Annotated in this window: 10 protein-coding genes and 2 tRNA genes; 7 read left to right on the top strand and 5 right to left on the bottom strand. The window is 71.9% G+C overall.

Going from position 1 to position 12,358, the window contains the following annotated elements:
• Positions 1 to 38: 38 nt before the first annotated feature.
• The gene (locus OJ997_RS21790) at positions 39 to 743 is read right to left on the bottom strand and encodes a hypothetical protein (protein WP_270027347.1); all 705 of its coding nucleotides are present in this window, start codon (positions 741 to 743) and stop codon (positions 39 to 41) included.
• Positions 744 to 925: 182 nt separating this feature from the next.
• Between OJ997_RS21790 and OJ997_RS21785 the strand changes: the two genes are divergently transcribed.
• Complete coding sequence (locus OJ997_RS21785; RefSeq protein WP_270027346.1) at positions 926 to 3,001, top strand: alpha/beta hydrolase domain-containing protein; 2,076 nt, start codon at positions 926 to 928, stop codon at positions 2,999 to 3,001.
• Between the two features lie 127 nt (positions 3,002 to 3,128).
• Positions 3,129 to 3,971 carry an alpha/beta fold hydrolase gene (locus tag OJ997_RS21780; protein ID WP_270027345.1) on the top strand — a complete coding sequence of 281 codons (843 nt, stop codon included), beginning with the start codon at positions 3,129 to 3,131 and terminating at the stop codon, positions 3,969 to 3,971.
• Positions 3,972 to 3,974: 3 nt separating this feature from the next.
• Here the strand turns inward: OJ997_RS21780 and OJ997_RS21775 are convergent, their stop codons facing one another.
• Entirely contained in the window at positions 3,975 to 4,214 is a 240-nt protein-coding gene (locus OJ997_RS21775; protein WP_270027344.1) for a hypothetical protein, read from the bottom strand.
• 95 nt (positions 4,215 to 4,309) lie between these two features.
• Between OJ997_RS21775 and OJ997_RS21770 the strand changes: the two genes are divergently transcribed.
• Positions 4,310 to 6,421, top strand: a complete 2,112-nt coding sequence (locus OJ997_RS21770) for a hypothetical protein (protein ID WP_270027343.1) — start codon at positions 4,310 to 4,312, stop codon at positions 6,419 to 6,421.
• A gap of 46 nt (positions 6,422 to 6,467) precedes the next feature.
• On the opposite strand, the gene OJ997_RS21765 is transcribed toward OJ997_RS21770, so the two are convergent.
• Positions 6,468 to 6,541, bottom strand: a tRNA-Val gene (locus OJ997_RS21765).
• Positions 6,542 to 6,608: 67 nt separating this feature from the next.
• Between OJ997_RS21765 and OJ997_RS21760 the strand changes: the two genes are divergently transcribed.
• From OJ997_RS21760 to OJ997_RS21750, 3 genes are all read left to right on the top strand, one after another.
• Positions 6,609 to 6,679 (top strand) — tRNA-Cys (locus OJ997_RS21760).
• A 14-nt stretch (positions 6,680 to 6,693) separates the two neighbouring features.
• Complete coding sequence (locus tag OJ997_RS21755) at positions 6,694 to 7,506, top strand: alpha/beta fold hydrolase (protein ID WP_270027342.1); 813 nt, start codon at positions 6,694 to 6,696, stop codon at positions 7,504 to 7,506.
• Positions 7,507 to 7,527: 21 nt separating this feature from the next.
• Positions 7,528 to 8,421, top strand: a complete 894-nt coding sequence (locus OJ997_RS21750) for an alpha/beta fold hydrolase (protein ID WP_270027341.1) — start codon at positions 7,528 to 7,530, stop codon at positions 8,419 to 8,421.
• On the opposite strand, the gene OJ997_RS21745 is transcribed toward OJ997_RS21750, so the two are convergent.
• Entirely contained in the window at positions 8,402 to 9,493 is a 1,092-nt protein-coding gene (locus OJ997_RS21745) for a hypothetical protein (RefSeq protein WP_270027340.1), read from the bottom strand. The genes OJ997_RS21750 and OJ997_RS21745 overlap by 20 nt on opposite strands.
• A 224-nt stretch (positions 9,494 to 9,717) precedes the next feature.
• On the bottom strand, positions 9,718 to 11,220 hold the full coding sequence (locus tag OJ997_RS21740) for an Nramp family divalent metal transporter (protein WP_270027339.1): 1,503 nt from the start codon (positions 11,218 to 11,220) through the stop codon (positions 9,718 to 9,720).
• Positions 11,221 to 11,363: 143 nt separating this feature from the next.
• On the opposite strand from OJ997_RS21740, the gene OJ997_RS21735 reads away from it, so the two are divergent.
• The gene (locus OJ997_RS21735; RefSeq protein WP_270027338.1) at positions 11,364 to 12,320 is read left to right on the top strand and encodes an NAD-dependent epimerase/dehydratase family protein; all 957 of its coding nucleotides are present in this window, start codon (positions 11,364 to 11,366) and stop codon (positions 12,318 to 12,320) included.
• Positions 12,321 to 12,358: the final 38 nt, after the last annotated feature.

The following is a 12,358-nucleotide window of genomic DNA, read 5'->3' as shown; positions in this document are numbered from 1 at the left end:
ACCGGATTCCTAGCCGAGCAGCGAGGGCGCTGGGGCCGTCAGCCGCGGCGGACGTCCCGGCCGTGCACGTTCGCCGAGAACTGCGCGCCGTCCTTGAACACCAGCTGCCAGCGGGCCGTCTCGAGCGTCACGTGGGCGACCCGCGCCGGGCTGCGGCCGGTGCGGCGCGTGACCGTCCGGATCAGCCGCGCGGGCGCGCGGGGGTCGATCCGCACGCGGGCGCCGGTCGGCGCGCTCGTCGACGGCGTCTCGGCCACCCAGCCGCGTTCCGTGACGCGCACGAGCCGGACGCGGTTGCCGACGGCGACGCGCGCCTCCAGGCGGTCGGCGCTGACGCGCAGCGATTCGACCTGAGCGGCCGGCGGCAGCGCCTGCAGCGCGCGCTCGAGCGCGACGGCCCGCAACAACGAGCGGCCGTCGGCCGGGACGGTGCGCACGCTCGCCCCGTCGCGCAGCCGCTGGACCAGGTTGCTGCCGGTCCCGACGGCGTACACCGCGAACGCGACGACGATCCCCGCGAGCAACACCCGCGTCATCACGCGCCGCGGACGAGAGCGCCGTCCACGTGCGCGTGGCCGCCGCCGCGGCGGCGGTGCGGTCACGGCCGACTGCTCCGCGGTCGGCGCGGTGACGACGCGCTGCTCCGCGGTCGGCGCGAACGCCGGCACGGGCACCGGCGCCGGCGTGGCGACCGGCGCTCCGGCGATCGTGGCCACGAAGGCCGGCGTCTCCTGCTCCTGCATCGACGACCCAGCGTGGAGCCCGCGCGGGCGAGCGTCAAGCCCCCGCGGACAAGGGTCGTAGCGCCGACTTCGCTGTGGCGCGAGCCCCGCTTGACACGTGTAACCAGGCGCGGAAATAATGCGGCTCAGGTTTTGGCGTGGAGTCGTCAAAACCGCCGGTTCCCAACTTCTGAGGTGGAGTTTTGTCCGCACGCCCTGTCCAGCGGCGCCTGCGCGGTGCGGCCCTCGTGGCCGCTCTCGCTGCATCCGTCGGCTTCGCCGCTCCGGCGGTCGCCGTCCCACCCGGTCCCAACGGCGAGGCCCCGCGCCCGTCGACGGCGACCGGCGCGAGCGTCCCGGCTCCGGCGGTCACCGGGCCGGTGGCGCGTACGTCGCCGGTCGGTGACGCCGCCCGCGGCTACCCGTTCCTGGCGTCCGACGTGGATCTCGCGAAGGCGGGCTACGTCGAGGAGGAGTACTTCATCTCCGGTCAGGCGACCCGCTACAACGCCAACGGCACCACCAACGCCACGGTCACTTCCACCGGGCACCCGTACAGCACCCGCATCGTCGTGCGCCGCCCCACCGCGCCCGCGAAGTTCAACGGCATCGTGATCGCCGAGTGGACCAACGTGAGCAACAGCTGGGATCAGGAGGTCGACTGGTTCCAGACGCACGAGCACCTGATCCAGCAGGGCTATGTGTGGGTCGGCGTCTCCGCCCAGCGTGTCGGCCTGCACTCGGCGACCGGCCTGAAGCTGTGGAGCCCGTCGCGCTACGGCGCGCTGGACGTCACCGCCAACAACACGATCACCGACGACTCGCTGTCCTACGACGTGTTCTCGCAGGCGGTCAAGGCCGTCCGCTCGCCGGCCGGCCTGGACCCGCTCGGCTCGCTCGCCGCGCCCGAGTACGTGATCGCGACCGGCCACTCGCAGTCCGCGGGCCGTCTGCGCACGTACGCGAACTCGGTCCAGCCGCTCTCGAACATCCTCGACGCGTTCATCCTGCACGGCGGCGGCGGCGTGATGCGCACCGACCTGCCGACCCCGATCTTCCGGATCAACTCCGAGGGCGACATCTCCTTCGGCATCGCCAACGCCGCCCGCGCGGCCGACTCGCCGACGTTCCGCAACTGGGAGGTCGCGGGCGCCTCGCACGGCGACTGGAAGCTGATCACCGACTACGGTCCGCTGCGCAAGCGCGACCAGGGCACCTACCCCGGCGGCTACCCGGGCGAGCCGCAGACGTGCACGCTGCCGTCCCTCTCGCGGATCCCGCAGCACATGGTCCAGAACGCCCTCACCGACCACACGTTCCGCTGGGTCGCCTACGGCATCCAGCCTCCGTCGGCGCCGGTGATCACCACCGCCACCCCGGCGGGCGGCGCGATCACGCGTGACAGCTACGGCCTCGCCCAGGGCGGCATCCGCCTGTCCCAGCAGGAGGCGGCGATCCGCATCAACTCCGGCACCAACAGCGGCGGCGGCTTCTGCGCGCTGGACGGCAGCTCGCTGCCGATGACCGACGCCCAGCTCGCCACGCTCTACCCGACCGTGCAGTCCTATGTCGACAAGGTCGTCGCGACGACGCTCAGCAACGCCGCCAAGGGCTACATCGTCAAGGACTTCACGCGCGATCCCGCCTGGTACACGGACATCCGTGACCTCGTCAACGACTACGGCACCCGCATCGACGCGGCCACGGGCACGCGCCTGAAGGCGTCCGCTGCCCAGGCCGAGGCCTACGGCACGGCCGGCGACAAGTACACGGCGATCTTCTTCCTCGAGGACGTCGCCTCCCAGGCGACGTCCCGGTTGACCGCCGACCCCGCCGCGCGTGACGCCGTTCTGCGCCAGGCGCGCGCGGTCATCGCCCTGCTGCAGGCGTCCATCAACAACCCGACGTCCACCTCGACGACCGGCACCGTCGGCGGTGCCGTGCCGGCCACGCTGGCGCTCTCGCTCGGCGCCCCGGCCAGCTTCGGCGCGTTCACGCCGGGCATCGACAGGGACTACACGGCGACCACCGACCTCACGGTCACGAGCTCGGCCGGCGACGCCGCCCTGTCCGTCTCCGCCCCGGGCTTCCTCACCAACGGCGCGTTCTTGCTGCCCGAGCCGCTCCGCATCGAGCTGGCGAAGACCGCCTGGACCGCTCCGACCGCCAACGAGAAGGTCGTGGCCACGTTCAAGCAGCTCGTCAAGCGGACCGACGCGCTGCGCACCGGCTCCTACTCGAAGACGGTGACGTTCACGCTGTCCACCACCAACCCGTAGGACGTCGCGAGTGAGGCCGCGGCCCTGTGCCGCGGCCTCACGCCGACGCATGCATAAGCGGCGCTGATGCGGTGGGTGACGAAGCGTCATTTGCGCTTCTGGCACGCGAGTTCGAGACTGCCGCGCCATGAAGCACGACATGGCCGACATCGAGCCCGGCCTGCGGCTGCACTACGTGACCGCCGGCGACGGACCCCGCACCCTCGTCCTGCTCCACGGCTTCCCGCAGACGTGGTGGGAATGGCACCACGTGATCGGCGCCTTCGCCGAGGCCGGCTTCCGGGTCGTCGCGCCGGATTACCGCGGCGCCGGGAACTCCTGGAAGCCCGCGGGCGGCTACGACAAGCGCACGATGGCCGGCGACATCCGGCACCTCGTCCGCGAGACGCTGCGCATCGACGGGCCGATTGCGCTGGCCGGCCACGACATCGGCCTGATGGTCGCCTACGCCTACGCGCAGCGATTCCGCGACGAGCTCTCGCAGCTCGTGCTCGTCGACGCGCCGATCCCCGGCACGGCGGTGTTCGACCGCCTGCGCAGCGACCCGCGCGTCTGGCACTTCGCCTTCCACGGCGCCCGTGACCTGCCGGAGCTGCTCGTCCAGGGCCGCGAGCGCCAGTACCTGCAGTACTTCTTCGACGCCCGCACGACGGACCCGTCGGCGACCGACATCGACGTGTACGCGGCCGCCTACTCCGCCCCGGGAGCGATGCGCGCCGGCTTCGAGGTCTACCGCGCGTTCGAGCAGGACGCGCGCGACAACCGCGCCGCGCTCGAGGCCAACGGCAAGCTCGCCGTGCCCGTCCTGGCCGTCGGCGGGGAGCGGTCGACCACCGGCCCGCTGATGGCCGAGATGCTGCGCGAGGTCGCCGACGACGTCACTGACCGGATCATCCCCGGCACCGCCCACTGGGTCCCCGAGGAGGCGCCGAAGGCGTTCACGGACACCGTCCTGTCGTTCCTGGACTGACCTTCAGTCCGCGCGGGGCAGCTCGCTGCGGCTCTTCGGCGTCGGGAGCCACATCGCGCTCGCGCTGCCCTCGATCAGCGACTCGCCCACGTCCGCAGCGTCACGGCGATTGCCCTCCACGCACGCGAGGAGGTTGCAGGGGTACTCGCAGACCAGGCACACGACCCCGGCGTCGGACCGCTCGCCGCCCGCGGCTTCGGCCCCCGTATGGCACTCGCACGTCGAATCGGGCCACGCGTCCACGCGCGGAGCGTACCCCGGTGCGTCCGGACCGACGGGTCCGCTCGGGTATTCTCGCGCCGCCTCAAGGTGTTCGAAATCCGACAAGGACCTGCCCGATGATGCGCTGTGGAAGCCTGCTGCTCGCTGCCGTACTGCTGCTGATCGGCGCGCCGATGGCGCACGCCGACCGCGAGTTCAGCGTCGCGTTCAGCCAGAACGTGCGGGGCAACATCGCGATCGCGGCGAACTCGCAGATGACGTGCCCGGAGTCCGCGGAGTGCGCGGTCGCGCGCACCGCGCCGGCGACGTTCACCGGGGCCGCCCCCGACTGGAGCATCAACAACGATTGGTTCGAGGAGCTGTTCGTCGGCGCGACGCCGCCGTTCACCAACTCCTCCTCGGCGCAGCTCGCGCTGCCGGCCGGCGCGAGCGTGCTGTCCGCGCGGCTGTACTGGTTCGGCGCGGGCGAGGCACCGCCGGCGGGTTCGACGGTGCGGCTCGTCACGCCCGCGGCGAACGTCGCCGTGAGCCCCACGAAGCCGTACGACCTGTCGACCTACGGCTACTACCAGGGGATCGCGGACGTGACCGCGGCGGTCGCGGCGGGCGGCGGGGGCCGCTACACGGTCGCTGACATCCCCGGAGTCACGGGCACCGGCAAGGCCGCCGGCTGGGCACTGGTCGTCGCGTACGGCCTCGGGACCGAGCCTGCACGCAACCTGACGGTGTTCGACGGCCTGCGGACGGTGAACGAGGGTGACCCGCCGCGCGACATCGACGTGACCGGGTTCCAGACGCCGAAGACCGGGCCGGTCCGCACGACCGTCGGGTTCATCACCTACGAGGGCGACCGCGGCGTCGCCGGCGACGGAGCGGCGATCGCGGACGTCACCGGCGGCCCGGCCGTCCCGACGTTCCAGCCGTTGGCGAACGCGACGAACCCGGCGACCAACCTCTTCAACTCGACGGTCTCGACGGGCGGCATCGAGGTCGCGGGCCGCGAGCCGGGCCATTCGAACACGCTCGGCATGGACGCCGACCTGATCGACGCGACCGGCGCGCTGGGCAACGACGCCACCGCGGCGCGTGTCCGGCTGACCACGTTCGGCGACGTGTACCTGCCCGCGGTCGTCACGTTCGCGACCGAGCTCCACATGCCGGACGTCACCCAGACCATGACCGTCACCGACAGCACCGGCGGGAAGGCCGTGCCCGGCGACGTCCTGACCTACGAGGTCACGGGCAGCAACGGCGGCCAGGACGGGGCGGTCGACCTCGCCGTCGCCGACCGGATCCCAGCCGGCACGACCTACGTGCCCGGCTCCGCGTCGATCACGCCGGCGGCCGGCACCGCCACGTTCGACGCGGCGGCGGACACCGTCCGCTTCGCCGCCCCCGCCATCGCCTCGGGCGGGACGTACACCGCCCGCTTCCAGGTGAAGGTCGGGGCCGGCGAGACGGCGATCACCAACACTGCGGACACGACCTACAAGGGCGCCACGATGGGGCTGCCGGTGGCGCTCAGCTCGAGCACGACGACGGAGCGCGGCGTCGCTCTCGCCCTCCCCGAGCCCACGCCGGGCCCGGACCCGACACCGCTGCCGGGTCCGGGCCCGGTCGTCGTCCCGGCGCCGCCGAAGGTGGACCTCACGCGCGCGTGCTCCCAGCGCCCGCTCGTCCTGCTCAACGTGCTGGAGCGCAGCGGGCGCGTGACGCTCGTCGGCGCGGCGGACACGGCCCTCGCCGGCCAGACCGTCGGCCTGCACTACGCGGACGGCCGCCAGGTGGCGAAGACCACGATCGCCGCGGACGGCTCGTTCTCGACCACCGCGCCGCTGCCGCCCAAGGCCCACCGAGGCACGACCCGCGCCCGCTACTCGGCGCGCGTCGGCCGCCAGCGCTCGCCGGAGCTCAAGCTCACGCGCCGCGTCGTGGTCGAGCCGCCGGTCGTGCGCGCGGGCAGCGTCCGCCTGCGTGGCCGGGTCGTCGCCCCGTTCGCGCGCCCGCGTGCGCAGATCGTGATTACCCAGCAGCTCACCTGCGGCGGCGCGGAGACACCGGTCGCGCGTGTGAAGCCGGACGCCCGCGGCGCCTTCACCGCGACCGTGGCCGTCCCCGCGGGTGCCCCGGCCGCGATCTACCGCGTCAGCACGCGCGTCCAGCGCAGCACGAGCAATCCGAAGACGTTCCCGACCTTCGGGCTGCCGCAGGCCGTCGAGCTCGGCTGAAGCGCGTCAGAAACGAAGAAGGCCCGCTTCGGCGGGCCTTCGGAAGTGGGCGATACTGGATTCGAACCAGTGACCTCACGCATGTCAAGCGTGCGCTCTAACCAACTGAGCTAATCGCCCCACGACGGGCGGAAAGAGTAGCAACGACGCTCGCGATTTCGAGGGGCTAAGATCATCCGCTCACTCCGGCGCCGTGGCGGAGTGGCTACGCAGCGGCCTGCAAAGCCGTGTACACCAGTTCGATTCTGGTCGGCGCCTCTAAACGTCTGTCGATGCTCGCGTTCGACACCCATGGGAACGGCGAGCCGCTCGTGCTGGTGCACGGGCTCGCGACGACGCGAGTGATCTGGCGGCGGGTCGTGCCGCTGCTCCTGAGTGAGCGCTCGGTGGTCGCGCTCGACGTGCCCGGGTTCGGGGCGTCGGCGCCGGTCGGGCCGGGGTTCGAGCTCGATGCCGTCGCCGCGGCGATCGCCGACGGGCTCGCTCACCTGGAGCGCCCATTCGACCTGGTCGGGCACTCGCTCGGCGGGGCGGTCGCGATCGCGCTCGCCGACCGCTGTCCGGAGCGGGTCCGGCGGCTCGTGCTCGTCGCGCCCGCGGGCCTGCGGCGGATGCCCGGGCCGGCGGCGCGCGCGTTCGGGCTCGCGGCGGAGCGAGCGATTCCGCTGCGGCGGGTCGGCGCGCCGCTGGCGGACCTCCCCTGGGGCCGGCGGCTGCTGATGTCGCCGGGCACGGCGGACCCCGCGTCGCTCCCGCCCGCCGAGGTGCGCGCGATGCTCCAAGCCTCGACCGGCGCGACCCGCATCCAAGCGGCGCTGCGCACCGCGGCGTCCGCCGACCTCAGGCAGCGGCTCGCGCAGCTCCGGCCGCCCGTTGGCGCGATCTGGGGCGAGCGCGACCGGATCATCCCCGCGCGTGGGCTCGAGACGCTGCGCCGTCTCCGGCCGGACGCGCCGATCACGATCGTCCCGCGCGCGGGCCACATCCCGATGATGGAGCGTCCAGCCGCGTTCGCGACCGCGCTCGACGAGATCCTCGCGGCGCTGTCACCGACAGGCAACATCGTGGCGCCGCGCACGGACTAGGGTCGTTTGCAGGGACTTCCCGTGACCGAGGTGCGTGTCGAGACCATCACACTGCGCGACGGCCGCGAGCTCGCGTGCGGAGACGCCGGCCCGCGCGACGGCCGGCCCGTGCTCTACATCCACGGCGCGCTCGGCACGCCGCTCGACTGCGGCGACCTGACCGACGCGCTCGACCAGCTGGGCATCCGCCTGCTGATGCCGCAGCGCCCCGGCTTCGGCGCGTCGACCGCACAGCCCGGGCGCACGGTGCTCGACTTCGTCGACGATCTCGAGCAGCTGACCGACGCGCTGCGCCTGGACCGCTTCGCCGTGGCCGGAGTGTCGGCGGGCGGACCGTACGCGGTCGCGTGCGCCTACCGGCTCGCGGAGCGCCTGACGGCCGCCGCCGTCGTCTCGTCTTTGTCGCCGCTGTGCGCGCCCGTGGACGTGCCCGGCCTCCCCCGTCGCGTCCGGCTACCGCTGCGCGCGCTCGCCACGGCACCCGGCCCGGCGGCGCGGCTCGGAGACCGCGCGGTCGCGCTCGTCCAGCGCCACCCCGTGCTGCTGCGGCGGGCGATGGCGCTCGGCGCGCCACCGGTGGACCGCACCTACGTCGACACCACGCTGCGCGGCGCGCATGCGTCGTTCTTGGCCGCCGTGCAGGGCGGCGTCTCCGGCCTCGTCGAGGACCACCTCGTGACCTCGCGCCCGTGGGGATTCGCGCTGGAGGAGGTGCGGGGCGAGGTGCACGTCTGGCACGGCATGGCCGACGCGCTCGTGCCCGCCGACCACGCGCTCCACCTCGTGGCCAGCCTCCCACGCTGCCGCGCGTGGTTCGACCCCGCCGAAGGCCACTTCTTCTTCCGCCGCCGCGCGCACGACATCCTTGCCGTGCTGTGCGGCGAGTCGCTGCCCGCTACTTCGGGCAGCGGGTGAGCTTGTTCTCACCCGGCGTCTGGCACTGGTCGCTGCGCAGCGGCGCCTTGCCCTTGCGGATCTGGAAGGTCGTGACCTTGCTGATGTAGCCGGGCTTGGAGACGGTGACGCGGAGCTTGATGCCGGCGCGCAGGACCGCTTCGAACTTGGTGAGGTGCACGACCTTGGTGGCGCGGGCGAGCGACTTGGTCGGGCAGCCCTTGCCGGAGCAGCTGACCTGGATCTTGGTGCCCTTCGGCGCCTTGACCGTGAGCACGCTGATGTCCGCGCCGCTCGTGGTCAGCTGGCCGCTCATGCGGATGACCGGGAACGGCTTGATCATCTTCGGCTTGCTCTCCGTCGCGCCGAGCACGCCGCCCGTGGGGGCGGTGGACGTCGTGGCCGGCGGCGGGAGCGGCGTGGGCTCGACGGTCGCGGTCGGCTGCTGGGGAGCCGGCGTGTCGACGCTGCCGCCGACGTCACCCGCGACCGGGGTCGGCGTGGGCGTGGGCGTCTTGACCGGCGTGGCCGTGGGCGTCGGGGTCTTCACCGGCGTCGCGGTCGGGGTCGGCGTCTTGGCCGGCGTCGCGGTCGGCGTCGGCGTCTTGACCGGCGTAGGCGTCGGCGTCGGCGTCTTGACCGGCGTAGGCGTCGGCGTCGGCGTCTTCACCGGCGTCGGCGTCGGGGTCGGCGTCTTCACCGGCGTGGGCGTCGGCGTCGGCGTCTTCACCGGCGTCGGCGTGGGCGTCGGCGTCGGAACCGGCCCGACGACGGCGGTCGCGGACGAGAACCGGTACGCGAAGTCGTCCCAGTCGCGGAACGAGACATAGGCGACGCGGATCCGCTTGCCGACGTCACCGCTGACCAGCCTGTACGTGCTGTCGTTCTCGCCGGCCAGCCACGAGCAGGTGTTCTCCGCCGTGCCGGTGCAGCGCGCCCACTGGTATCCGTACCAGTAGCCGTTCGAGCCCCGGCCGCCCCTGGCGGTGAGGGTCTGCCCCGAGATCGCGGTGCCGCTGAGCGTCGGCGCCTCAGAGACGCTCTGCGCGCTGGCCAGCGACGGCCACGCGCACACCGCGATGACCGCCGCCACTACCGCGCTGATGCTGAAAGTTCGTGCTGACAAGTGGCCGCGCCTCCCTGCGGGTCCCGTCTGTGTGCAGACAAGATGGACTTGAATGGTCCAGAGGTCAACTCGGCCGATTGTCCAGACGAAGGTCTAGGTGGACAGCAACCCCAGCGACCACGCCGCCACGTAGAGCACGGTGAACGCCACGACGAACACCACAAAGCGGGCGAATACACGGCGAGCGAGCATCAGAACAGCTCTCCCATCTGGACGATGACGTACCAACCGGCGAAGAAGCCGTAGAACGCGACGCAGAACATCAGCACGCCGAGGCGGGCGCCGCGCACGCGGATCGCGGACGGCAGACCCGAGCGGTTGAGCTTGATCAGCAGGCACGAGTACACGAACATCACGATGCCGTTCAGGCACGCGGACAGCACGAGCAGCACGAGCGGCTGGTCCATGCCCGACAGCAGCACGCACACGCCGGCGGCGCACATGCCCCAGACGACGTACGTGTAGAGCTTGGACTCGCTGAGCTTCTCGTTGTCGCGCAGGTGCAGCGTCTTGAGGACGTCGGAGACGACGCGCGCGACGTAGTCGACGACGCCGAGCGCCACGAGCATCAGCGACACGGTGCCGAAGATCCAGAAGAACGTGCCGAACCACGGCCCGACGACGTCCTTGAGGATCTCGCCCTCGCCCTTGATGAAGTCGAAGTCCGGCGAGTCGGAGAGCTGCTGGTTGCCGACCGTCGCGTAGGCCAGCACGGAGAAGGTGATGATCGAGGCCAGGCAGATGGCCCAGAAGGAGACGAGCTGCTCCTTGTTGGCGACCTTCCACCAGCCCTTGAAGCGCTTGATGTTCTCCTCGTCCTGCCGCATCATCGTGCCCGTCGAGGGCTGCGGCTCCGGCTCGCCGGTCAACGGCGACTGGATCTTCGGCACGTACTTGCCCATGCCGAAGCCCTTCTCGCGGATCCAGTTGGACTGCACGAGGTTGTTCGCGCCGCCCGCGCCCGCGAAGACGAGGCCGGCGAGCAGCACGGCGATCTCCACGTCGTCCATCGGCAGCGTGCCGATCTTGTCAACGTTGTCGCTCAGGTCGCCCCAGGCCGACAGCGGGATCGCCGCGATGATCGCGATCGCCAGGAACACGAGCGTCAGGCCGATCTTGAAGAACTCCGCGGTCTCCAGGGCCTTGTAGACGACGGGTGACGTCGTCAACGCCACCGCGATGGCTATGCAGACGATCACCGCGACGGTGGTCGGATTCCCTCCTACCAGGTAGGTGAACGTGGTCGCGCCCGCCGTGCCCCAGCCGGGCCAGATGTTCGGCACGATCGCGCCCACGCAGAAGATCGCGCCCCACGGCTTCCAGTAGCGCGCGAAGCCCGCGATCGCGGTCTCGCCGGTGGCGAGCGTGTAGCGCTCGATCTCCATGTTGAGGAAGTACTGGAGCGTCACGCCCACAACCGCGAGCCACAGGAACCCGATGCCCGCGTTGGTGGAGATGTACGGCCACAGGATGTACTCGCCCGAGCCGACGCCGACGCCCGCCAGGATCACGCTCGGCCCGAGGATCTTGCGCAGCGGCAAGGGCTCCGGCATGTCGGCGTACTCCATCGGCGGGAGGACGCCCGTGCGCGCTTCAGGCGCGTACTGCGGCTCCGCGCCGGTCTCTCCCCGGTCGAAGCGACCACCGGTGCGGGTGGTGTCGGTCTCGGTCCCGCGTCCCACGGTTCCAGCCATGTCTGCACTCTCCCCCACGGCTTCTCTCCGAGCCGCGGCCTCTGTCAGCGGACACTGCACTTGTTGCCGGACCGTGAAAAGGTCAAACGTTCAAAGAACATCGCGAGCCCGGATGAACGCCCTCCGTCTGGTAACAAGCGGGCATGCAGATCCTGGTCACCGGCGCGTTGGGCAAGGTGGGCGCGGCGACGGTGCACGAGCTCCTCTCCGCCGGGCACAAGGTCACGGGGTGCGATCTCGCGCCCCCGGTCTACGAGGGCGGCGACTTCGGCGCGCACTACGTGCAGGCCGACCTGACCGACGCCGGCGACGCGTTCGCGGTGGTGCGTGGCATTGACGCCGTCATCCACTGCGCGGCGCTCCCGGAGCCGACCCGCAACCCGTCCCACACCGTCTTCCACAACAACGTGATGGCGACCTTCAACGTCGCCGAGGCCGCGGTCCGGATGGGCGTGGACCGCGTCGTGCACGTCTCGAGCGAGACCGTGAGCGGGATGGCGTTCGCCGAGCGCCCGTTCCACGCCGCGGTCGCCCCGATCGACGAGTCGCTGGAGAACCGCCCGCAGGACCCGTACGCGCTCGCGAAGGTCTTCGGCGAGCAGCTGATGGACGCGATGGTCGCCCGGTCGGACGTGACCGCCGTGTCGATCCGGCCGTCCTGGGTCCAGTGGGAGGGCAACTACGAGCGCTCGCTGAAGCCGTGGCTCAGCGACCCGCTCGGCGGTGAGGGCAGCGTCTCGTTCTGGAGCTACATCGACGTCTACGACCTCGCGCACGGTCTCCGGCTGGCGGTCGAGGGCTCGACGCCCGGCCACGAGGCGGCGTACGTCGTCTCCGCCGACAACGGCGCGGGACGGCCGCTGGGCGAGCTGGTCGCGCACCACTTCGGCGAGGCGGTGAGCGTCGCGGAAGACCTCGCGCGCGAGGACGCGGGCGGGATCTCCTACGCGAAGGCCGAGCGGCTGTTCGGCTACCGCCCGGCGCACTCGTGGCGCGACTACCTGGACGAGAGCGGCTCGCTGCTCGACGCCCCGCGCGAGCGACTCGCGCGGGGTGAGACGAGCGTGCAGCGCGGCCGCGCGGCTTTACGGGCACGTTGAGGAATACCGGCACACCTGCTGCGGCACATCCGCGGCAC

This window comes from Solirubrobacter phytolaccae (genome assembly GCF_027587195.1).
In the GTDB taxonomy this organism is placed as follows: Bacteria; Actinomycetota; Thermoleophilia; order Solirubrobacterales; family Solirubrobacteraceae; genus Solirubrobacter; species Solirubrobacter phytolaccae.
Note: the sequence above shows the minus strand (reverse complement) of the source record. Positions and strands in the feature narration are given on the sequence as shown.

Coding starts and splice junctions, on each gene's coding strand:
- OJ997_RS21790 (WP_270027347.1), bottom strand. CDS start 743: ATGCAGGAGCAGGAGACGCCGGCCTTCGTGGCCACGATCGCCGGAGCG.
- OJ997_RS21780 (WP_270027345.1), top strand. CDS start 3,129: ATGAAGCACGACATGGCCGACATCGAGCCCGGCCTGCGGCTGCACTAC.
- OJ997_RS21770 (WP_270027343.1), top strand. CDS start 4,310: ATGATGCGCTGTGGAAGCCTGCTGCTCGCTGCCGTACTGCTGCTGATC.
- OJ997_RS21755 (WP_270027342.1), top strand. CDS start 6,694: ATGCTCGCGTTCGACACCCATGGGAACGGCGAGCCGCTCGTGCTGGTG.
- OJ997_RS21740 (WP_270027339.1), bottom strand. CDS start 11,220: ATGGCTGGAACCGTGGGACGCGGGACCGAGACCGACACCACCCGCACC.
- OJ997_RS21735 (WP_270027338.1), top strand. CDS start 11,364: ATGCAGATCCTGGTCACCGGCGCGTTGGGCAAGGTGGGCGCGGCGACG.